The organism is Kitasatospora sp. NPDC093806 (assembly GCF_040683335.1).
In the GTDB taxonomy this organism is placed as follows: Bacteria; Actinomycetota; Actinomycetes; order Streptomycetales; family Streptomycetaceae; genus Kitasatospora.
Window position 1 is genome coordinate 1 of record NZ_JBFBDO010000104.1, and the last position, 21312, is coordinate 21312.

The 21312-nt window shown below is 73.3% G+C and carries 14 protein-coding genes; 9 read left to right on the plus strand and 5 right to left on the minus strand.

The annotated features are described in order from the left end of the window. From AB0N76_RS32210 to eccE, 3 genes are all read right to left on the minus strand, one after another. The coding region (locus AB0N76_RS32210) for a MinD/ParA family protein (RefSeq protein WP_363563237.1) at positions 1-2049 on the minus strand (2049 nt) is incomplete at its 3' end. 161 nt (positions 2050-2210) lie between these two features. Next, on the minus strand, positions 2211-2999 hold the full coding sequence (locus AB0N76_RS32215; RefSeq protein WP_363563239.1) for a hypothetical protein: 789 nt from the start codon (positions 2997-2999) through the stop codon (positions 2211-2213). Then, entirely contained in the window at positions 2999-4396 is a 1398-nt protein-coding gene (gene eccE, locus AB0N76_RS32220; protein WP_363563241.1) for a type VII secretion protein EccE, read from the minus strand. The genes AB0N76_RS32215 and eccE overlap by 1 nt, the downstream gene beginning before the upstream one ends. Positions 4397-4566: 170 nt before the next feature. On the opposite strand from eccE, the gene AB0N76_RS32225 reads away from it, so the two are divergent. The 6 genes from AB0N76_RS32225 to AB0N76_RS32250 all read left to right on the plus strand — a co-directional run bounded on the left by AB0N76_RS32225 (position 4567) and on the right by AB0N76_RS32250 (position 10384). Next, the gene (locus AB0N76_RS32225) at positions 4567-6258 is read left to right on the plus strand and encodes a type VII secretion protein EccB (protein ID WP_363563243.1); all 1692 of its coding nucleotides are present in this window, start codon (positions 4567-4569) and stop codon (positions 6256-6258) included. Between the two features lie 182 nt (positions 6259-6440). Beyond that, positions 6441-6746, plus strand: coding sequence for a WXG100 family type VII secretion target (locus AB0N76_RS32230; protein ID WP_363563245.1), 306 nt, complete (start codon positions 6441-6443; stop codon positions 6744-6746). A 32-nt stretch (positions 6747-6778) separates the two neighbouring features. Continuing rightward, a complete protein-coding gene (locus AB0N76_RS32235; protein ID WP_363563247.1) occupies positions 6779-7075 on the plus strand; it encodes a WXG100 family type VII secretion target in 297 nt (98 codons plus the stop codon). A gap of 93 nt (positions 7076-7168) precedes the next feature. After that, complete coding sequence (mycP, locus tag AB0N76_RS32240) at positions 7169-8443, plus strand: type VII secretion-associated serine protease mycosin (protein ID WP_363563249.1); 1275 nt, start codon at positions 7169-7171, stop codon at positions 8441-8443. Between the two features lie 64 nt (positions 8444-8507). Further along, positions 8508-9050, plus strand: coding sequence for a SigE family RNA polymerase sigma factor (locus tag AB0N76_RS32245; protein WP_363563251.1), 543 nt, complete (start codon positions 8508-8510; stop codon positions 9048-9050). A gap of 71 nt (positions 9051-9121) precedes the next feature. Then, entirely contained in the window at positions 9122-10384 is a 1263-nt protein-coding gene (locus AB0N76_RS32250) for a hypothetical protein (RefSeq protein WP_363563253.1), read from the plus strand. Positions 10385-10465: 81 nt separating this feature from the next. On the opposite strand, the gene AB0N76_RS32255 is transcribed toward AB0N76_RS32250, so the two are convergent. Further along, a complete protein-coding gene (locus AB0N76_RS32255; protein ID WP_363563255.1) occupies positions 10466-11872 on the minus strand; it encodes an APC family permease in 1407 nt (468 codons plus the stop codon). Positions 11873-12344: 472 nt separating this feature from the next. Beyond that, a complete protein-coding gene (gene eccCa, locus AB0N76_RS32260) occupies positions 12345-16292 on the minus strand; it encodes a type VII secretion protein EccCa (RefSeq protein WP_363563257.1) in 3948 nt (1315 codons plus the stop codon). Positions 16293-16696: 404 nt separating this feature from the next. On the opposite strand from eccCa, the gene eccD reads away from it, so the two are divergent. The 3 genes from eccD (at position 16697) to AB0N76_RS32275 (ending at position 21300) form a co-directional block, all read left to right on the plus strand. Then, positions 16697-18157, plus strand: coding sequence for a type VII secretion integral membrane protein EccD (eccD, locus tag AB0N76_RS32265; RefSeq protein WP_363563259.1), 1461 nt, complete (start codon positions 16697-16699; stop codon positions 18155-18157). A 187-nt stretch (positions 18158-18344) separates the two neighbouring features. Then, on the plus strand, positions 18345-18635 hold the full coding sequence (rpsO, locus tag AB0N76_RS32270) for a 30S ribosomal protein S15 (RefSeq protein WP_031072625.1): 291 nt from the start codon (positions 18345-18347) through the stop codon (positions 18633-18635). A gap of 457 nt (positions 18636-19092) precedes the next feature. Continuing rightward, the gene (locus AB0N76_RS32275) at positions 19093-21300 is read left to right on the plus strand and encodes a polyribonucleotide nucleotidyltransferase (RefSeq protein WP_363563261.1); all 2208 of its coding nucleotides are present in this window, start codon (positions 19093-19095) and stop codon (positions 21298-21300) included. The last annotated feature ends 12 nt before the right edge of the window (positions 21301-21312 follow it).

The window sequence follows — 21312 nt, forward strand, 5'->3', positions numbered from 1 at the left end:
CGGGGCCCAGGGGGCGCCCGGCGCGGGCTGGGCGCCGGGGTGGCCGGGCTGCTGCGGGTAGGGCTGGCCGGCGTACGGGTAGGGCTGGCCGCCGTACGCCGGCGGGACCGGCGGGACGGGCTGCGGCTGCTGCTGCCAGTCGGCGGGGGGCGCGGGCTGGGGGGCCGGTGCGGGCTGGGACTGGTGCCAGCTCGCCTGCTGGGCGGCGGCGGCCTGCTGGGCCCGGATGATGTCCTCGCCGACCAGGGTGGCCAGGTCGAAGTAGGCCTCGCGGACCTTGGGCCGCATCATGTCGAGGTTGACCTCGGCACCGGCCGCCAGGCTCTCGTCGAACGGGACCACGACCACGCCGCGGCAGCGGGTCTGGAAGTGCGCGACGATGTCCTCGACCTTGATCATCTTGGCGGTCTCGCGGACCCCGGAGACCACCGTGATGGACCGCTGCACCAGGTCGGCGTAGCCGTGCGCGGAGAGCCAGTCCAGGGTGGTGGAGGCGGACGAGGCGCCGTCCACGCTGGGGGTGGAGACGATGATCAGCTGGTCGGCGAGGTCCAGCACCCCGCGCATCGCGCTGTACAGCAGGCCGGTGCCGGAGTCGGTCAGGATGATCGGGTACTGGCGGCCCAGCACGTCGATGACCGAGCGGTAGTCCGAGTCGTTGAAGGTGGTCGACACGGCCGGGTCGACGTCGTTCGCCAGGATCTCCAGGCCCGAGTTGAGGTCCTGCGAGGTGAACTGACGGATGTCCATGTAGCTGCGCAGGTGCGGGATGGCCGTCACCAGGTCGCGGATGGTGGCGCCGGTCTGCCGCTTGACCCGGCGGCCGAGGGTGCCGGCGTCCGGGTTGGCGTCGATCGCGATCACCTTGTCCTGGCGCTCGCTGGCCAGCGTCGCGCCGAGGGCGGTGGTGGTCGTGGTCTTGCCGACACCGCCCTTGAGGCTGATCACCGCGATCCGGTAGCAGCTGAGCACCGGGGTGCGGATGACCTCCAGCTTGCGGGACTTCTCCGCGGCGGCCGCCTTGCCGCCGAACTGGAACCGCGGCTGCTGGCGCTGCTGCTTCGGCTGGCTGCGCAGCAGCCGGTCCGAGGAGAGCTCGACGGCGGCGGTGTAGCCGAGCGGCGCGCCGTGCGCGGTCTGCTGCGGGGCGCCGGCCTGCTGGAACGCGGCGGGCGCGGTGGGCGCGGCCTGCTGGCCCCACGGCTGTCCCGGCGCGGCGGGCTGCGGCTGCTGCTGGCCCGGCTGCGGCGGCTGCTGGGCCTGCGGGGGCTGCTGGTAGGAGGCGGGCTGCGGCCAGCCGCTCGCGCGCGGGTCGGCGGGGGCGGGCTGCGGGGCCTGCGGCGGCTGGGCCTGGGCCTGGGCCTGCTGGGCGGCGGCCCAGGCGGCGGCCTGCGGGTCCTGTGGGTAGGGCTGCGGCTGGCCCGGCGCCGCCGGGTAGGGCTGCGGCTGCTGCGCGGCCGGGTACGGCTGGGGGGCCGGGGCGGGCGCCTGCGGCTGGGCCGTCGGGTCCGCCGCCCAGGGCTGGCCCGCGGCCGGTGCGGGCGCGGGCGCCGGGGCGGGCGCGACCGGCACGGGCTGCGCCTCGACCGGAGCCGGAGCCGGAGCCGGGACGGGGGCGGGCGCCGGTGCGGGGACGGCCGCCTCGACCGGCTGCGGCTGCGGCTGAGCCTGCGGCGGGTTCTGGACCGGTGCCTGGGCGACGGGCGGCTGGACCTGGGCGGGGGCCTGGACCTGGGCGGCCGGCTGGACCGGCGCCGCGGCGGCGGGAGCCGGCGCCCCGGCGGCAGCCGTGACGGGAGCAGGAGCAGGCGCCGGAACGGGAGCAGGAGCCGGAGCGGGAACGGCGGCCGGCCCGGCCGGAGCCCCCGGACCCGGCGTCACCGCGGCCCCCGGACCCGAGGGAGCACCCGCCGCCGGAGCCCCCGGCGCGCCCGGCGCGTCCGTCTGCACGTACCAGGACGGGGGAGTGTAGTCGGGCGCGTCGGACCAGTCGTCGTCGTCCTCCGCCGCGTTGTCGCCGACGTAGACGCCGTCCCGATCGCTGCTCACCTAGGGCTCCCTCGTGTTCGCCGCCGCCTGTTCGCGGTGCCGTTGCCGTCCCACAGCCTAGGCCGTGAGCCACCCCCCGCTGAAGGCGGTGTCTCATCTCCGACCGGGCCGTGACCGGGCCGCGACCGGCCCGACCCGGGCCGCCACCTGGCCCCTCCCGGTCAGTCCAGCCGGCGCGGCCCGCCCAGGACCTGGCGTTCCGCCTGTCCGGCGACGACCCGCACGTACTGACGGCTCATCCGGGTCGTCCACAGCGTCAGGTCGTCGGGGAGCGAGGGCAGCGCGGCGACCTCGTTCGGGCCGAGGGTGAGCACCCGCCCGATCAGTTCGGCCTCCTCCGGGCTGACCCGCTGCACCCCGACCAGGTCGGCGGCGTTGAGCACCCGGACCGCGTTCGGCCCCAGGTGCGGTATCACCGTCAGGACGGTCTGCCAGGGCGCGGCGGAGAGCCGGCTGCGCGGCGGGCGGGCACCGAGGTCGCGCACCACCAGCACCGGCGAGGTGACCGAGGCGCCCTGCGGGCCGAGCCGTCCGGCCTGGTGGACCGTCACGCACGGCTGCCCGCCGCCCGCGGCCTGCGCCATCGGGCCCCACTGGTGGCCGCGGGCGGTCTCGACGGCGATCCGCGCGCCGGTGGCGGCCGCCCGCAGCGCGATGACCTGGGCCGTCCACAGGCTGCCGACCAGCACCAGCTCGTAGGCGTTGGGCCGGAACAGGCCGAGCACGGCGGGCTGCGCCTGGTGCACGTCCTCGCCGATCAGCACGCCGTCGTCGCCGACCGGGAAGGACAGCGCGTCCAGCTCGGCGACGGTCAGCACGTGCTTCTCCCGGCGCGGGCCGCGCAGCCCGAAGCCGGGCAGCAGCCGGGACCGGACCCGCGACCGGGGCTGCGGGTCGGGCTGGGCGCCGGACTGCGGGCCGGCGGCGGCCGGGTAGGCCTGGTACGCCATCAGGAAGCACCTCCCAGGGGCAGGGTGGCGAGCACGCCGGGGGCCTGCTCCAGGTCGAGCCGGGTCAGGCCGAGGCCGGTGCCCTGGGCCCGGGCCTCCACCTGCCGGCCGATCTCGACGGCCTCGCTCTCGCTGCGCCCGGTCACCCGGACGTGGCCGCTGAGCGTCACCGAGCCGCCGGTGCCGTGCCCGGCGGTCAGGCTGAAGGTGCTGGCCAGCGCGGGCGCGCCGGTGACCAGGTTGACCAGGTCGGGGACGGCGATCCGGCCGGGGGCGCCGCCGGGGCGGCCGAGCTGCGGCCAGCGGGAGACCCAGTAGGTGCTGTGCCAGCGGTCGTCGACCCGCCAGAACCGGTTGGTCTCCTGGGTGCGCCGCCCGCTGCCGCCGCCGCTGCCGGTGCCCTGCCGGCCGGCCGTGGCCAGCGGGTTGACGCAGGTGGAGATGGCGAGCGCGGCGATCAGCTCGCGTTCGTCGAGCACGGTCGCGTTGAAGCCGGCGCTGTTCAGCCGGCCGGCCAGCTGGTCGGTGACCCGCTGGAGCGCCTTGCGGGCGCCCTCCTCGCCGCCGCCCCGGGCGCGGACGGCGGTGGCGGCCCGCTCCGGGTCGAGCTTGAGCGCCACCCAGGTGAGCCGCAGGCCGGGGGTGGCGGTGCCGTCGGCCAGCTCCCGGTAGGCGCGGGCGGCCAGCGACTGCTCGGGCAGGTGCGGGGCGGGCGCGGGCTGGGTGTGCTGGACCAGCTGCACCGACTCCAGGGTGATGTCGTCGACCCGCAGCACCGAGCAGACCACGTCCAGCGGCAGCGGCCGGGCGGTGCGGGCCGGGCGCAGCGGCCGGTCCTTGGCCTGGACGAGCAGGACGGCGCTGAGGAAGGTGCCGTCGCCGACCATGCCGGTCTCCCGGCGGACCGGCCGGCCGCCGAAGTCGGTCTCGGTGGCGTGGGTGCAGGTGCGCAGCGCGGGTTCGAGTTCCAGCGCGGGGGCGAGTGCCGGGTCGGTGCCGGGCGGCGGGACGTTGGCGCGGGCGCGCTTGCGGCGGGCCTTGAGCGCGGCGCGCACCCGAAGCGCCTCGGGGATGGTGCGGCCGCGCAGCGGTACGAGCGCGAGCACCAGCAGGGCGAGGGCGACCGCGCCGAAGCCGGCGGCGACCGGTCGGCTGATCGTCCAGCCGACGGCCACCAGCGCCACCGCGACCTCGACCAGGACGAGCTGTTGCAGCCTCAGTCGGCCGCCGAGCAGGCCGGGGCGGGGGTGGACGCGGATCGGGACGGGCCCGCCGGCGGCACGTGGGCGGCGCGCGGCGGGGGAGTGGCCGGGGTCGGTCCGGTCGCGCCGTCCGGAGCGGCGCGGCCCGTCGCCCCGTGCTGTGCTGCGGCGCCCTGGAGCGGTCTGGCTTGGCATCCCCCGAGTGCCCCTCTCTGGTTCGGTTGTCGCGGCCCGGCTGGCCGGTGCGTGAACCGTACCCGTACCGTACTCACCGTCTGCTGCCGCATCGTAGAGGGTTCGAGCGCGATCTCGCCCGGGGGGTGCGGACCACGGGGCAGGTCGGTCTGACAGGGGAGACGACGAGCATGGCATCGCGCCGGGACGAGCTGAACGCCTACACCTTCGCCCGCAAGCGCACCGTCGCGGCCTTTCTGCTGCCCGGTGGCGGGGGGAGCGACGAGGACGCGCCGCGCCCGGTCAAGGCGGTGCTGCCGAGCGTGATCGTGGGGGCCCTGGTGGTCGGCGGCTTCGGTCTCTGGGGGGTGTTCAAGCCGAGCGCGCCGGTGGGCTGGGACGAGGGCAAGTTCATCGTCCAGGGCAAGCAGAGCACCACCCGGTACGTGGTGCTGACCGATCCGGACGGGAAGACCAAGCGGCTGCACCAGGTGCTGAACATGTCCTCGGCCCGGCTGGTGCTGCCGGTGGACGCCAAGGTGGTGGTGGTCGACGACGGCGTGCTCGACAAGTACCCGAACCACGGCCCGACGATCGGCATCCCGTACGCGCCGGACAAGCTGCCGAGCAAGGAGAACGCGAGCCGGCCGATGAAGTGGTCGGTCTGCGACCGCCCGGGCGCGGACGACCAGGGGAGCACCGTCAACCAGGCGGTGTTCGTGGCGGGCGGCGCCGACGCGGAGGCGCTCGGCGCGAAGGACCGGATGCTCGACGTCGACCAGGCGCTGCTGGTGCAGCAGGCCGAGGACCCGCAGGTGGCCGCCGCCCCGGGGCAGGCCGCCGGGGCGGGGAAGCTGAAGCTGTTCCTGGTGGACCGGCAGGGCCGCAAGCACGCGATCGGCGCCCCGGAGGACTCGGACACCACCCGCACCCAGCTGATGTGGGCGGTCTTCGGGTCGATGGCCAACCCGCAGAAGGTGAAGAAGGAGTGGCTGGAGACGCTGGCGCCGGGCAGTGACATCGTCTTCCCGCGGATCGACGGGCTGGTCCCGGACACCAAGGGCCCGAACTCCTCGGTGGCGCTGCAGAACCCGGAGGACCGCAAGGTCGGCCGGCTGGTCCGGTTCGGCGAGAAGCACTACGTGGTGGGCAAGAGCCAGCTGCTGCTGGTCACCCCGTTCCAGGCGGAGCTGATCCGGCAGAACCCGCTGCTGCAGCCGCTGTACAACCAGGACGCCAACAAGAGCCCGCGGGTCGACGACCTGACGCCGGCCGAGCACGCGGCGGTCAACAGCAACGTGCCGCTGATGGCGGAGGGCGCCGCCGACTGGCCGACCCGGACGGGCGCGCCGGCCAACAACTGGCAGGCGCCGAAGGACGCGCGCTCGGTGGTCTGCAGCACCTTCGACGGGGTGGCGGAGGACGGCAAGACGCCCAGGCGCAGCGTCTGGGCCGGCCCGGACTACCCGGTGCGGTACAGCAACGGCGCGGCCTCGGCCCATGTGACGCCGGGTCACGGACTGTTCTACCGGGCGCTGGACAACGGCGCGGACGGCTCCGGCACCGACTTCCTGATCACCGAGACCGGCCTGCGGTACGCGGTGCCGGCCAGCAGCGAGGGCGGCAAGGGCGGCCAGACCACGCCGCCGGCCCAGCCGGGCCAGTCCGCGAAGCCGGCCGGTCCGGGGGCCGCGTCGAAGGCGCCGTCCGGGCCGCCCGCGACCCCGTCCGGTCCGCCGCAGCCCGAGGAGCTGGGCGGCAATCAGGCCCGGCTCGGCTACCAGGGCCTGCAGCCCGCGCTGGTGCCGCAGCAGTGGTCGAACCTGGTGCCGGTCGGTCCCGCGCTGAACGCCAAGAGCGCGGCGCAGCAGCAGAACGCCTGACCCTTTCCCCGGGCCGCGCAAAGGAATTGGCGTCGATGTCATGGCTTGGTAACCGACCGTCGCCCGGTGTTGGGTGAGCTGCGTGTGCCGACTACAGTGCTGCAGGACATCACACCGGTGATGCCCGGGGGTCGGGAACGCTCCCCCGGACACAGGGTCTGTCTCATGGGGGACGGTAGGGCATGGGTCAGTTCAAGACGACCGCTCAGGAGATGCTGGCGTTCGCCAAGCACATGGACGAGGTCATCGCGCAGATCAACACCGAGATCAACAGCCTCAACAACCTGGTGGGCTCGATCACCGGCGGTTGGCAGGGCCAGGCCGCGCAGGCGTACACCAACCTCCAGGGCCAGTTCAACACGGACGCCCAGGAGCTGAACAAGTCGCTGGTCGCGATCAAGAACGCGATCGAGATCACGACCCACAAGTACTCCCAGACCGACGCCGACCAGCAGGCCGCCTTCGGCGCCGCCGCCGGTTCGGTCTGATCCCCAGCCCTGCTCGTTCACCAGGAGACATCGTGACCGAACACATCCTCGTCAACTTCCAGACCATCAAGAGCGCCAGCGCCGAGGTCCGTCGGACCGCGCAGACCATCCAGCACCAGCTGGAGGAGCTGAAGGCCGGCGTCACCAAGATCTCCGCCAGCTGGGAGGGCAACGCCCAGCAGGGCTACCAGGCCCACCAGGCGAAGTGGGACCAGCGGGCGCTCCACCTCCAGCAGGTGCTGGCGCAGATCGCCACCTCGCTGGACGGCGCGGCCAACAGCTACCAGAGCACCGAGAACCGCAACGCCGGTCTCTGGAACGCGGGCTGACGCAGCCCCGGCCCGAAGACGACTCGCCGAGGGCGGGTGCCCCGTGCGGGCACCCGCCTTCGGCGCGCGACCCGCGCAACCAGGGTGGACGACATGAGGGGTGGCAGGGTGCCGGTGGTCAGGTACCGGACGGTGGCCGCGGCGGTGGCCGCGCTCACGTTGCTGGGCGGCCCGCTGGCGGCGCCGGCGGCCGCGGACGGCCCGGGCCTGTCGGCCGCCGGGGACTGCGGGAAGAACGCGCAGAACGTGCAGGCCGTCCCGTGGTCGCTGCAGCGGATGGTGCTGGACGAGCTCTGGCAGGGCGGTGCGGTCACCGGCTCCGGGGTGCTGGTCGCGGTCATCGACACCGGGGTGGACGACCAGAACCCCCAGCTCGCCAACCGGGTCGTCGACGGCGGCTCGCTGCTCAAGGACAAGGAGGGCAAGCGGGTCGAGGGCGGCGGCAAGAACGACCTGGTGGGCCACGGCACCAAGGTGGCGGGCATCATCGCGGCCGGCCGCAGCGAGCTGACCGGCTTCGTCGGGATCGCCCCGGGCGCCGCCATCCTGTCGATCCGGCAGAACGACGCCGAGGGCAACGGCGACGTGCACTCGCTGGTCGAGGCGATCAACTCGGCGGTCCAGCAGGGCGCCAAGGTCATCAACATCTCGCAGGACGTGCGCGGCGCGGGCGACACCCGCTTCGTCGGCTACGACGAGCTGAAGGCCGCGATCGACAACGCCGAGAACCAGGGCGTGGTGGTGGTCGCCTCCTCCGGCAACGACGGCAAGAAGGGCGACACCTACCCGGCCGCGTTCCGGACGGTGCTCGCCGTCGGCGCCTCCGACCGCAACAACGAGCGCACCTACTTCTCCCAGTACGGCGACTTCGTGGACGTCGCGGCCCCCGGCGTCGACATGCTCTCCACCGTCCCGCGCGGCGGGCAGTGCGTGGACAACGGCACCAGCTTCGCCGCGCCGTACGTGGCCGGGCTGGCCGCGCTGCTGATGGGCGCGCACAAGAACTGGAAGCCGGCCCAGGTGCGGGCCTGGATCGAGCAGACCGCGCAGCGCACCGACCACAAGGCGAACGAGTACATCGGCTGGGGCGTGGTCGACCCGGTGAAGGCCGTCACCACGGCGCCCGCGACGCCGCCGGACCTCCCGGTCGAGGACCCGCCGGTCCAGCTGGCGGCCGCCCCGATCGTGCCGCGTCCGCTGGGCCTCGGCGAGACCCAGGCCGACCGCGACGGCCGGACCGCGACCTACGTGCTCGGCGTCGGCGCGCTGCTGGTCGCGCTGCTGATCGGCGGCGGTGTGGTGCTGCGCGACCACCGGCGCCGGTCCGGCCCGGACCGTCCGTCCGAAAACTTTTCCGCCCGGCTGTAACATCCCGCCCCGGTCACCGCATCCAAGTGGTGTCGACAGTGGTGAGTGGGGGAGGAAACAGCGGATGGGGCTGATCGGGGCCGCACGCGGGACGAGGGACACGGAGTTCCTGGAACTCGTCTCGGGCCACACCGGACGGTTGTACCGCTCGGCCTGCCTGCTCACCAGTGGAGACACCCACCAGGCGGAGGACCTCGTCCAGGAGGCCCTCGGCCGGATGTACGTGCTGTGGCGCCGCAGCGCGTGGACCGGAGGACGGCACCGGGTCGAGCACCCGGGCGCGTACGCGCACACCGTGATGGTGCGCGTCTTCCTCGCCCAGCAGCGCCGCCGCTCCAGCGGCGAACGGCCGACCGACCTGCTGCCGGAGCCCGAGGGCCGGGAGGCGGACCGCACCCTGCGGCTCACCCTGCTCGACGCGCTCGGGCAGCTGTCGGCCAAGGACCGGGCGGTGCTGGTGCTGCGCTACTGGGAGGACCGCAGCGTCGAGGAGACCGCCGAGGTGCTGCGGCTCTCCTCGGGCGCGGTCCGCACCAGGACCAGTCGGGCCCTCGGCAGGCTGCGCGAGCAGTTCGGGGACTCGCTGGCCGAGCTGGCCGTCCACTGACCTCCGGGTCTGCCGACCCTCCGGGTCCCGCCATCGACCCGTCCCGTGACCGAAGGAAACGGTGATCACGCATGTCCGGACCGGACAACTTCGAGGATGATCTGCTCTACGCCATGACCCGTACGGGCGAGGGTTTCCGCCCCGAGGGGCCGGCCGCGCTGGCGGCCGGCGGGCTGGACCGCGGCCGTCGCCGCTGGCGCCGGCGCTCCGCCACCGCCGTGGTCGGCGGCGTCGCCGCGCTGGCCCTGGTCGGCACCGGCGCCGTGTACGTCGCCGGGGGCTCCCCGGCCGGGACCACGCCCGTCGCGGCCGCCGGCAGCGGCACCGGGGCCGGCGATTCCCCGGCCACCGCCACGCCGTCCGCCCCGTCCGCCCCGGCCGCCCACGTCAGCGCCGACGAGGTGCTGGCCGCGTTCAAGGCGCTGCTGCCGCAGGGCGAGGTGACCGCGGCCAGCGGCCGCGGCACCGATCCCGACGGCAAGGCCGCCGCCGCCGCGATGCCCGGCGCCGTGCTGGTCTTCGACGACGGCAAGGGCAAGGCCCAGCTCGGGCTCTCGATCGTCCGGCTCGGCGAGGGCGACCCCCGCCGCACCGAGAACGAGTGCCCGGACAAGAAGTACGTCGCCTACGACTCCTGCGTCTCGACCGACCTGCCGGACGGCGGGAAGCTCACCGTGTTCCAGGGCTACGAGTACCCGGACCGCCGGGCCGACACCAAGCACTGGTCCGCCAAGCTCACCGGCAAGGACCGGCAGATCGAGGTGAGCGAGTGGAACTCCCCGGCGCAGAAGGGCCAGCCGGTCTCCCGGCCCACCCCGCCGCTGAGCCCCGAGCAGCTGAAGGCGGTCGTCACCGACAAGTCCTGGGACCGGGTCGTCGCGGCCGTCCCGCAGCCGGCCCCGGTCAAGCCGCAGGACACCAAGGAGTACACCCAGGAGGAGATCCTGGCGATCGCGGCCAAGCTGCTCCCGGCCGGTCTCAAGGAGACCGAGACCGCCGGCCAGCCGGGTTTCGCCAACTTCGTGGTGAACGACGGCAAGGGCAAGTCCCTGGTCGAGATCAACGTGCAGGACTGGAGCAAGGACAAGCGCGACGAGTCGCTCTACGGCAACGCCGAGACGCTCGCCGACGGCACCAGGGTGGTGGTCCGCAAGACCACCGGCAAGCCGGTGATGTGGACCGTCGACACCCTGCACCCGGACGGCCTGCGGGTGGTGATCAGCGCCTTCAACAGCGGCAGCCAGGTGGCCCCGGCCACCCGGACCGCCCCGGCGCTGACCGTCGAGCAGCTGAAGGCGATCGCCCTCGCCCCGGAGTGGAAGCTCCGGAAGTAGCGGGCGCGGACGCGGCAGTGCCCCGGGCTGCGGGGGAGCCCGGGGCACTGCCGTGTGGGGGAGGGGAAGGGTCCGGGGGGATCAGCCCTGCTGGTCCTCGGGGAGGCTGATCACCCAGCGGGTGTCCTGCCGGGGGCGCAGGTAGAACAGCCAGTAGAGGGTGGCGGCGGCGGTGATGCCGCCTGTCCACAGCAGCGGGACGGTGTCCAGCTGGGTGATGACGTAGACCAGCACGGCGATCAGTACCACCGGGACGGCCGGCCACAGCGGCATCCGCCAGGCGGGGGCGTCCTTGTGGTGGTTGCGGCGGGAGAGCAGCGCGGCGATCGCGACCAGCAGGTACATCCCGGTGACGGCGACGCCGGTGATCTCGCTGAGCAGCTCGCCCTTGACGAAGCAGAGCGCGGCGCCCGGCAGGCCGACGGCCAGCGTGGCGACCCACGGGGAGCCGAACCGGCCCAGGGTGGCGAAGGCCTTGTTGACCGGCTCCGGCCAGGCCTTGTCACGGGCCGAGGCGAACAGCACCCGGGAGTTCTGGATGACCATGACGATGCCGGCGTTGATGATGGCCAGCGCGACGCAGAGGCTGATGAAGGTGCCGACCGCGGAGTTGCTCCAGGCGGTGACCATGCCGGAGATGTCGCCGGAGCTCAGCGTCGCCAGGTCGGGGGCGCCCATGGTGATGGCCGCGACCGGGACCAGGATGACGGCGGCCGAGATGCCCAGCGTCCACAGCACGGTGCGGGAGACGTTGCGGCGCGGGTTCTCCAGCTCCTCGGAGAGGTAGACGGCGGTGGAGAAGCCCTGGGTGATGAAGAGCGCGATGCCGAGCGCGCCGATGATCGCGCCGACGCTCACCGTGGTGGTGACGCCGTCCTCGCCGGCGACCACGCCGTGCAGCATGCTCGGCGCGCCGCTGTTGGCGTGGGCGAAGCCGAGCACCGAGACGACGCCGGCCGCGATGACCTCCAGGACCAGGAAGATGCCGGTGATCCAGGCGTTGGCGCGCAGGTCCAGCAGGCCGGCCAGGGTGGCGGCCAGCATCACCGCGGCGCCGGCCAGCGGCTTGTCGACGTGCAGCACGGGGGCGAGGTAGTCGGCGGTGCCGAGGGCGATGACCGAGGGCACGATCATCACCACGATCAGCGAGAGCACGAAGACCAGCCAGCCGGCCAGCCGGCCGGCCAGGGTGCCGACCATGGCGTACTCGCCGCCGGCGCTGGGGATCAGGGTGCCGAGCTCGGAGTAGCAGAAGGCGACCGCGATACAGAGCACCGAGCCGATCGCGATGGCCAGCGCGGTGGCGCTGCCGATGCTGGAGAACAGCTCCGGGACGATCACGAAGAGCGTGGAGGCCGGGGTGACGCAGGACAGCGTGAGCAGTGTGCCGCCCACGACGCCGATCGAGCGCTTGAGCGTCTGCGGGGCGGCGCCCCCGTCGGCCGGGCCGGCGGCCACGGGGTTCGGCGGGCGAAGCGTGTCGGTCATGAGGCTTCCGATCGGCTCTGTGCGGTCCTGGAGAGGGAGCGGTATCGCCTCCGCTGGCTGTTCGCTGGGGTTTCTGGTCCTGTCGCTCCCGGGCCGCCATGGAACCGTGGCCGTATGGATCGCGTCAACGGCCGAAATGCTTCGGAATCCGTTGCGGTGGAGCACATAAGCATGCGATCCAATGATCACTTATCGTCATCACCATGTATGTCCGACTTGTTACTTTCGCCAGGCCGCACTTGAATCCAAGGTGAACGTGGTATTGCGTGCACCCATTCGAAGGCGATGGCCGGATGCGGGGGCAGGTCGACCGAAACCCCTTGCCCCACCTGCGAAGCCTCCCGCCGGGTGCGGGAACCGCAGCCCTCCGGCCGAAAGATCTAGGTAACGTTTCAGCACCTGGGACGACGGAAGGGGCCGGATCCCGAGGACCCGACCCCTTCGGCCACGCTCCGTGACGAAACGGTGAAGACTACGGCGCGGGCAGCCAGCCCGTCTGCACCATCTGCCCGCCGGTCACCCGGCGCGAGACGTACACGCCCCGGCCCGGCGGCAGCGCCTGCGGCTTGACCGTGCCCAGCAGCGCCCCCTCGTCCCGGTTGCCGGACAGCAGCACGCCCTGGCCGCCCAGCTCGCGCATCCGCTGCAGGAACGGCTCGTACAGCGACCGCCCGGCACCGCCCGCGCTGCGCGCGACGATCACCCGCAGGCCGATGTCGCGGGCGAACGGCAGGAACTCCGCCAGCGCGGCCAGCGGGTTGCCAGAGGAGGTGGCCACCAGCTCGTAGTCGTCCACCACCACGAACATGTCCTTGCCGGTGTACCAGCTGCGGTTGCGCAGCTGCTCGGCGGTCACGTCCGGCCCGGGCAGCCGGCGGGAGCAGGCCCCGCGCAGCATCTCGACCACGGTGCTCATGGCCGGCTGCGCGGCCGCGTACTCGACCAGGTACTCCGGCGGCACCACGCCGAGCAGCGCGCGCCGGTAGTCGCCGACCACGATGCCGGCCTGGTCCGGGGTGTACCGCTCGGTGATCTGCTTGACCAGCATCCGCAGCAGCGCCGACTTCCCCGACTCGGTGTCGCCGAAGACGATGAACAGCGGGTCGGTCTCGAAGTTGACGAAGGCCGGCGCCAGCTCCGCCTCGTCCACGCCGAACGCGACACCGCGCTCCGGGAACTCGAAGCCCTTCGGCAGCGCGTGCCCGTCCAGCACCGCCGGCAGCATCCGTACCTGCGGCGCGCGCGGGCCGGTCCAGGCCGCGCCGACCGCCGCGACCAGCCCGGCCACGCCGTCCTGCAGGTCCTCCACCGAGCCCGAGCCGTCCAGTCGCGGCAGGCCGGTGAGGAAGTGCAGCCGGTCCGCGGTGATGCCGCGCCCCGGGATGGCCGGCACGTTCTGCGCCACCCGGCGGTCCACCTCCGACTCCATCGCGTCGCCGAGCTTCAGCTCGGTCCGGTTCTGCAGCAGGTCCTTGAGGGCCGGCCGGACCTCCGCGTACCGGGCCGCCGTGACGATCAGGTGGACGCCGTAGCCGAGACCGCGCTGCCCGATGTCGCCGATGACCGGCTCCAGCGCCTCGAACTCCTGCTTGAAGGTGTTCCAGCCGTCGATCACCAGGAAGACGTCGCCGAACCGCTCCTCCGGCAGCGCGCCGGACGCCCGGCGGGCCCGGTAGGTGACGATCGAGTCGATCCCGGTGGCGCGGAAGAACTCCTCCCGCCGGTTCAGCACCCCGTGCACCTCGGAGACCATCCGGCGGACCTTCTCGGCGTCCAGCCGCCCGGCCACCCCGCCGACGTGCGGCAGGTCCTGGAGCGACTGGAAGCCGCCGCCGCCGAAGTCCAGCAGGTAGAACTGCACCTCCAGCGGGGTGTGGGTGAGCGCGAACGAGGCCACCGTGGTGCGCACCACGGTCGACTTGCCGGAGCGCGGACCGCCGACCACCAGGCCGTGGCCGGCCGCCCCCGCGTAGTCGTGGTCGAGGATGTCGCGCTTCTGGTCGCGCGGCTTGTCGACGATGCCGACCGGCACCCGCAGCCGGCCCAGCGCGCCGTAGCCGGGCGCGGTCAGCCCGCGGTCGCCGGTCGCCTGGAGCGGCGGCAGCAGCTGGTCCACGCTCGGCGGCGCGTCCAGCGGCGGCAGCCACACCTGGTGAGCGGCCGGCCCCTGGCCCGTCATCCGCTGCACGAACACGTCCAGCACGGTGTCCGCCAGGGCGTCGTCCGGCTCCTCGACGAGCGGCTCGACCTCCTGCACCAGCGGCTCCGGCACCGGCACCTCGGCCGCGGTGAACCGCACCGGCCGGGCGGTCACCAGCCGGCCGCCGGTCGACCGGGGCTGGCCCGGCGCCCGGTACGGCCCGGAGACGTACGCGGCCTTGAACCGCTCCATCACGTCGGTGCCGAACTTCAGGTAGCCGACGCCCGGCACCGGCGGCAGGTGGTAGGCGTCCGGCACGCCGATCGCCGCCCGGGACTCGGCCGCCGAGAAGGTGCGCAGACCGATCCGGTAGGAGAGGTAGGTGTCCAGGCCGCGCAGCTTGCCCTCCTCCAGGCGCTGCGAGGCCAGCAGCAGGTGCACCCCGAGGGACCGGCCGATCCGGCCGATCTGGATGAACATGTCGATGAAGTCGGGCTTGGCGGTGAGCAGCTCGGAGAACTCGTCGATGATCAGCACCAGCGAGGGCAGCGGGTCCAGCGCCGCGCCGGCCGCCCGGGCCCGCTCGTACTCGTGGATGTTGGCGTAGTTGCCGGCCCGGTGCAGCAGCTCCTGGCGGCGGTTGAGCTCGCCCTCGATCGCGTCCCGCATGCGGTCGACCAGGGTGAGCTGGCCCTCCAGGTTGGTGATCACCGCCGAGGTGTGCGGCATGTCCGCCATGCCGGCGAAGGTCGCCCCGCCCTTGAAGTCGGCGAGCACGAAGTTCAGCGTCTCCGAGGAGTGCGTCATCGCCAGCGCCAGCACCAGGGTGCGCAGCAGCTCGGACTTGCCGGAGCCGGTCGCGCCGACGCACAGGCCGTGCGGGCCCATGCCCTCCAGCGCGGCCTCCTTGATGTCCAGGTAGACGTGCTCGCCGCCGGCCCCGACGCCGATCGGCACCCGCAGCCGCTCGTGCTGCGCCCGCTGGCGCCAGCTGCGGGTCACGTCGAAGGAGCCCGGGTCGCCCGAGTTCATCAGGTCGGTGAAGTCGAGGTTGGACAGCAGCGGCTCGTCGTCGCCGCCGGCCGAGGCCCGGTACGGCGCCAGCTGCCGGGCCAGCGCCTCGGACTGCCACGCGGAGAGGACGTCCGGCCGGCCGGTGTAGGTCGCGCCGGAGGCCGAGCGCAGCACCAGCTCGTCCGGCGAGACGGTGACGATCAGGTGGCCGGTCGGCTCGTCCAGGTCGCCCGGGACCACCTCGATGATGGTCACCCCGTGCACGCCCTCCGGGCCGGCCAGCAGCGAGTCGTGCGGCACCGAGGCGCCGTCCATGACGACCACCAGGTGCGGCTGGTCGGGGGCCGGCGCGGCGTCCCGGACGAACCGCTGACGGCCGGCCAGCTCGTCCTGGAGCAGGAACTCCAGCTCGCCGAGGCCGGTGGCGATCAGCCGGCGCGAGCCCGCGCCGTCGCTCTCCTTGCGGTGCTGGTTGTGCGGGAGCCACTTGGTCCACTCCCACTCGTCCGCCGCGCCGGGCGCGGCGGCCACCGTGACCAGCAGGTCGTCCGGCGAGTGCAGGGTGGTCAGCTGGGCGATCATCGCCCGGACGTTGCCGTAGACGGTGTCCGGGTCCCCGCAGACCGTGATGTGGTAGAAGGCGCGCAGCGAGACCGCCAACGGCAGGTCCTGCAGGGTGCCGTGGGCGCTCAGGAAGGTCTGCATCGCGGCCGCCGAGAGCGGCTCCAGCTCGTCCATCGGCGCGGTCTGCGGCGCGACCAGCGGGGTGGACAGCTGCACCGGTCCGCGGCCGAGCCGGATCTGCGCGAAGTCGGCGTCCCCGGTGCGGCGTTCCCACAGCCGGCGGCCGTCCGCGACGATCGACCAGAGCTGGTCCGGCTCCGGGTTCAGGAACAGCTGCGCGCCGCGCTGGCGCTCGGCGGTGCGGCGCACCTGACGGCGCATCTGCTGCAGGTACTTGAGGTAGTCGCGGCGCTCGTCCGCGGTGGCGGTGGAGCCGCCCTTGCGGGCGCGGACGATCTGCGCGAGCGCCATGCCCACCGTCGAGACGATCATCAGACCGCCCATGATCTTCATCGGGGCCTGGGCGCCGGGCGCGAAGAAGAACACCGCCGACCCGCCCATGCCGAGCATCGGCAGGATGCTCATCACCCAGTCCTCGCCGCCCGACCGGGGCAGCTCGGGCGGGCCGACCAGCTCCACCGGCTCGTCCGGCACCGCCGGCGGGTAGGCCCGGGGCGGCCGTTTGACCGTGATCACGCCCATGCGCGCCCCACCCCACGACCACGAACGCCACGAACGCTTCGCTCGATCACCACGGCACCAGCCCTCACGCAACAGGATCCGTACGGGTGAGGACGCCCCGTGTGACGCCGCCCCCGCTCCGCCGACCGCAGGCACCCGGGGGAGGAGCGCCGCCCGCCCCCGCCGTGCGCAGGGGCCGATCCTACTGGGGCCCGCCCGGCGGATCCGGCCGGGCCCGACCGGCGGCCCGCGCCGGGACCGGGCACGAACCGAGCGGGTAGGGTAACGCCGCGCCAACTCGTGGCCCCGCCGGGCCGGTTCCGCCCGGCCGGCGCCGGGGCGACAGCCAGACCGACCAGCCGCCGGTGCCGCGGCACCGTCAACAAGGGGGAGCGCCCAGTGCGTCGAGCGAACGAGGTGCCGGCATGACGACGCCCGCCACCACCGGCTTCTGCCGGGTCACCGTCGTCGCCCCGGACAGCCGGATCGACGTCGCGCTGCCCGAGGACGTCCCGCTCGCGGACGTCTACCCCGAGGTGCTGCGCCTCTCCGGCCAGACCCAGCCCGACGGCGCCCCCACCGGCTTCCACCTGGTCCGCCGGGACGGCACCGTGCTCGACGGCGGCCGCTCGCTCGCCGCCCAGCAGGTGCGCGACGGCGACCTGCTCAGCCTCCGCCCGTTCGCCGAGTCGCTGCCGCCCGCCGTCTACGACGACGTCGCCGACGCGATCGCCACCGCCGGCGAGGCCGACCGCCGGTTCTGGAGCCCCGAGCTGATGCGCGCCTTCGGCCTCATCGGCGCCGGGGTGCTGCTCACCCTGCTCGGCTTCGCGCTCTGGTTCGCCGACCTGCGGCACGACATGCACGGCCTGCCCGGCGTGCTCTCCGGCGTCGTCGCCGTGGTGCTCACCGCCTTCGCCGGCGTCCGCGCCCGGGTCTACCAGGACGCCTGGGCCGGCCTCGCGCTCGGCCTCGGCGCGCTGCCGCACGCCATGATCGGCGGCAGCGGCCTGCTCGCCCCGGCCGGCCCGCTGGACGGCCCCGGCCGGCTCCAGTTCCTCACCGGCTGCGTCGCCGTCCTGGTGGTCGCCGTCCTGCTGGTCGGCCTGCTGCCCGAGAAGGACTCGCTGTTCGTCGCCGCAGCCTTCCTGGCGGCGGCCGGCGCGCTCGCCACCTTCGCCGCCGTCCTGCTGCCCGGCACCCCGGTCAACCACATCGCCGCCGTCACCGGGGTCACCGCGGTGGCCGTGATCGGCTTCCTGCCCGGCCTGTCCGCCCGCTTCGCCCGGCTGCCGGTCGGCTACAGCGCCCCCGGCCAGACCCGCGCCCGGGGCCGCGACCACGACGACGAGGCCGGCCGCGCCGAGCTGGTCCAGTACGAGCGGATCGCCCACCAGGCCCGCCGCGGCCACGAGGTGCTGGTCGGCCTGGTCGGCGGCTGCGCCGCGGTGATCGTCGGCGCCTGCGCGGTGCTCGGCTTCACCGACGAGACCTTCCCCGAGCTGCTCGCGCTGATCCTCGGCCTGGCCACCATGCTCCGCGCCCGGCTGTTCCGCTACAGCGCCCAGGTCTTCAGCCTCACCATCGCGGGCCTGCTCGGCCTGTCGCTGCTGATCGTCGGCCTCTCCCTGCACACCCCGCGGTTCGTCCTGCGCACCGGCCTCGGCTCCACCGACGTCGACCTGCGCACGATCTGGCTGGCCGCCGCGATCGCGTTCGGCGCCGCGGTGCTGACCGCGATCGCCCTGGTGGTGCCCCGGCTCGGGGTCTCCCCGTTCTGGGGACGGATCCTGGACCTGGTGGACAGCCTCACCCTGATGGCGCTGGTCCCGCTGGTGCTGGCCGTCCTCGACGTCTACCGGCTGGTGCGCGGCGCCACCGGCTGACCGGGCCCCGGCGGCCCGGCGGCGGCCCGCCGTGGCGGCACTGGTACGCTTGCCTTTCGAGTGCACCAGTGTGTCCGGCCCCGCGCGGGTCGCCGACCGCCGGCCGCCCTCGCATCACGACACCGAGTTCCGCCAGGGTCCTGTGCCGTAGACCAGGACCGCTCGGTATCACCTCGAAGGAGTTGCAGTGGCTCTCGCCTCTGACGTCAAGAAGCAGATCTTCGCCGAGTTCGGCCAGAAGGAGGGCGACACCGGCTCCCCCGAGGTCCAGGTCGCCATGCTTTCCCGTCGCATCTCGGACCTGACCGAGCACCTCAAGACCCACAAGCACGACCACCACTCGCGTCGTGGCCTGCTGATCCTGGTCGGCCAGCGTCGTCGTCTGCTCCAGTACCTGGCCAAGAAGGACATCGAGCGCTTCCGTACGCTCGTCGACCGCCTGGGCATCCGCCGCGGTGCCGCCGGCGGCGCCCGCTAAGACCGCCGCTCGGGGCGGCTCCCCACACCGGGGGGCCGCCCCTCGCGCGTATGCCGCAGCCGATGACCGGAGCGCCCGATGGGGCACCCGGGCATCACGACCGGGCATAACAACTCGCGCGCACCTCCCCAGGTGGCCGAGGATTGCACCGTAGGGTTGTGGGCATGCCGGGTGATGGCGCTGTCGCGCGCCACCCAGGCAGAAAGACCCGAACCCCCCCGCGGGACGAAGGCTTCAAACGGAAGCCGCCCGCATCCGAGAGAGCGTCCAGACGCGGACCGCCCGTCCGAGCCCGGCCAGCCGAGAGGCGCCGGTCCTCGGTAGTGGCCGCCGGAGGCCCCGCCGACCGAAGCGGGGCGACCGGAGGCTTCGATCGAAGACCGGCCCGACTGCCCAGGGCCAGAGGCGATGCGCGGGGGCGCTCTCCCGGAGACGTACGAAAGAGGAGATCTTCCAGGTGGAAGAGAACGTGTTCTACGCCGAGGCCGTGATCGACAACGGTTCCTTCGGCACCCGCACCATCCGTTTCGAGACCGGCCGCCTGGCCCGTCAGGCCGCCGGCTCCGCCGTCGCCTACCTCGACGACGACACCATGGTGCTGTCCGCCACCAGCGCGTCCAAGCAGCCGAAGGAGCACTTCGACTTCTTCCCGCTGACCGTGGACGTCGAGGAGCGGATGTACGCCGCCGGCCGCATCCCCGGCTCGTTCTTCCGTCGTGAGGGCCGGCCCTCCGAGGACGCGATCCTCACCTGCCGCCTGATCGACCGCCCGCTGCGCCCGTCCTTCGTCAAGGGCCTGCGCAACGAGATCCAGGTCGTCGTCACCGTGATGGCGCTCAACCCGGACCACCTGTACGACGTGGTGGCCATCAACGCCGCCTCCGCCTCCACCCAGCTGGCGGGCCTGCCGTTCTCCGGCCCGATCGGTGGCGTCCGCGTCGCGCTGATCAAGGGCCAGTGGGTGGCCTTCCCGACCCACAGCGAGCTGGAGTCGGCCGTCTTCGACATGGTCGTCGCCGGTCGCGTCCTGCCGGACGGCGACGTCGCGATCATGATGGTCGAGGCCGAGGCCACCGACAAGACCATCAAGCTGGTCGAGGGCGGCGCCGAGGCGCCGACCGAGGAGATCGTCGCCGCCGGTCTGGACGCCGCCAAGCCGTTCATCAAGGTGCTCTGCGCCGCCCAGTCCCAGCTGGCCGCCCAGGCCGCCAAGCCGACCGGCGAGTTCCCGCTCTTCCTGGAGTACCAGGACGACGTGCTGGCCGCGCTGACCGCCGCCGTCAAGGACGAGCTGGCCCAGGCGCTCACCATCGCGGGCAAGCAGGAGCGCAACAACGAGCTGGACCGCGTCAAGGCGCTGGCCGCCGAGAAGCTGCTGCCCGAGTTCGAGGGCCGCGAGAAGGAGATCAGCGCCGCCTACAACGCGCTGACCAAGAAGATCGTCCGCGAGCGCGTCATCAAGGACAAGGTCCGCATCGACGGCCGCGGCGTCACCGACATCCGCACCCTGGCCGCCGAGGTCGAGGCCATCCCGCGGGTGCACGGCTCGGCCCTGTTCGAGCGCGGCGAGACCCAGATCCTGGGTGTCACCACGCTGAACATGCTCCGCATGGAGCAGCAGCTGGACACGCTCTCCCCGGAGACGCGTCGCCGCTACATGCACAACTACAACTTCCCGCCGTACTCGGTCGGCGAGACCGGCCGCGTCGGTTCGCCGAAGCGCCGCGAGATCGGCCACGGCGCGCTGGCCGAGCGGGCGATCCTGCCCGTGCTGCCGACCCGCGAGGAGTTCCCGTACGCCATCCGCCAGGTCTCCGAGGCGCTCGGCTCCAACGGCTCCACCTCGATGGGCTCGGTCTGCGCCTCGACCATGTCGCTGCTGAACGCCGGTGTGCCGCTGAAGGCCGCCGTCGCCGGCATCGCCATGGGCCTGATCTCCCAGGAGATCGACGGTGAGACCCACTACGTGACCCTCACCGACATCCTCGGTGCCGAGGACGCGTACGGCGACATGGACTTCAAGGTCGCCGGTACCCGCAACTTCATCACCGCCCTGCAGCTGGACACCAAGCTCAACGGCATCCCGGCGTCGGTGCTCGCCGCCGCGCTGAAGCAGGCCCGCGACGCCCGCCTGCACATCCTCGACGTGATGAACGAGGCCATCGACTCCCCGGACGAGATGTCCCCGAACGCGCCGCGCATCATCACCATCAAGATCCCGGTGGACAAGATCGGTGAGGTCATCGGCCCCAAGGGCAAGATGATCAACCAGATCCAGGAGGACACCGGCGCCGAGATCACGATCGAGGACGACGGCACCATCTACATCGGTGCCGCCGACGGCCCGGCCGCCGAGGCCGCCCGCACCACGATCAACCAGATCGCCAACCCGACCATGCCGGAGGTCGGCGAGCGCTACCTGGGCACCGTGGTCAAGACCACGACCTTCGGTGCGTTCGTGTCGCTCATGCCGGGCAAGGACGGTCTGCTGCACATCTCGCAGATCCGCAAGCTGGCCGGCGGCAAGCGCGTCGAGAACGTCGAGGACGTCCTCGGTGTCGGCGCCAAGGTGCAGGTCGAGATCGCCGAGATCGACCCGCGCGGCAAGCTCTCGCTGATCCCGGTCATCGAGGGCGAAGAGGCCGGCGAGGCCGCTTCCGAGTGAAGCGCCGCTAGC

Excerpts from the sequence above, each read along its gene's own strand:
- eccE (WP_363563241.1), bottom strand. The coding sequence starts at position 4,396 with ATGCCAAGCCAGACCGCTCCAGGGCGCCGCAGCACAGCACGGGGCGAC.
- eccCa (WP_363563257.1), bottom strand. The coding sequence starts at position 16,292 with ATGGGCGTGATCACGGTCAAACGGCCGCCCCGGGCCTACCCGCCGGCG.
- AB0N76_RS32255 (WP_363563255.1), bottom strand. The coding sequence starts at position 11,872 with ATGACCGACACGCTTCGCCCGCCGAACCCCGTGGCCGCCGGCCCGGCC.
- AB0N76_RS32245 (WP_363563251.1), top strand. The coding sequence starts at position 8,508 with ATGGGGCTGATCGGGGCCGCACGCGGGACGAGGGACACGGAGTTCCTG.
- mycP (WP_363563249.1), top strand. The coding sequence starts at position 7,169 with ATGAGGGGTGGCAGGGTGCCGGTGGTCAGGTACCGGACGGTGGCCGCG.
- AB0N76_RS32250 (WP_363563253.1), top strand. The coding sequence starts at position 9,122 with ATGTCCGGACCGGACAACTTCGAGGATGATCTGCTCTACGCCATGACC.
- AB0N76_RS32230 (WP_363563245.1), top strand. The coding sequence starts at position 6,441 with ATGGGTCAGTTCAAGACGACCGCTCAGGAGATGCTGGCGTTCGCCAAG.
- eccD (WP_363563259.1), top strand. The coding sequence starts at position 16,697 with ATGACGACGCCCGCCACCACCGGCTTCTGCCGGGTCACCGTCGTCGCC.
- AB0N76_RS32215 (WP_363563239.1), bottom strand. The coding sequence starts at position 2,999 with ATGGCGTACCAGGCCTACCCGGCCGCCGCCGGCCCGCAGTCCGGCGCC.
- AB0N76_RS32225 (WP_363563243.1), top strand. The coding sequence starts at position 4,567 with ATGGCATCGCGCCGGGACGAGCTGAACGCCTACACCTTCGCCCGCAAG.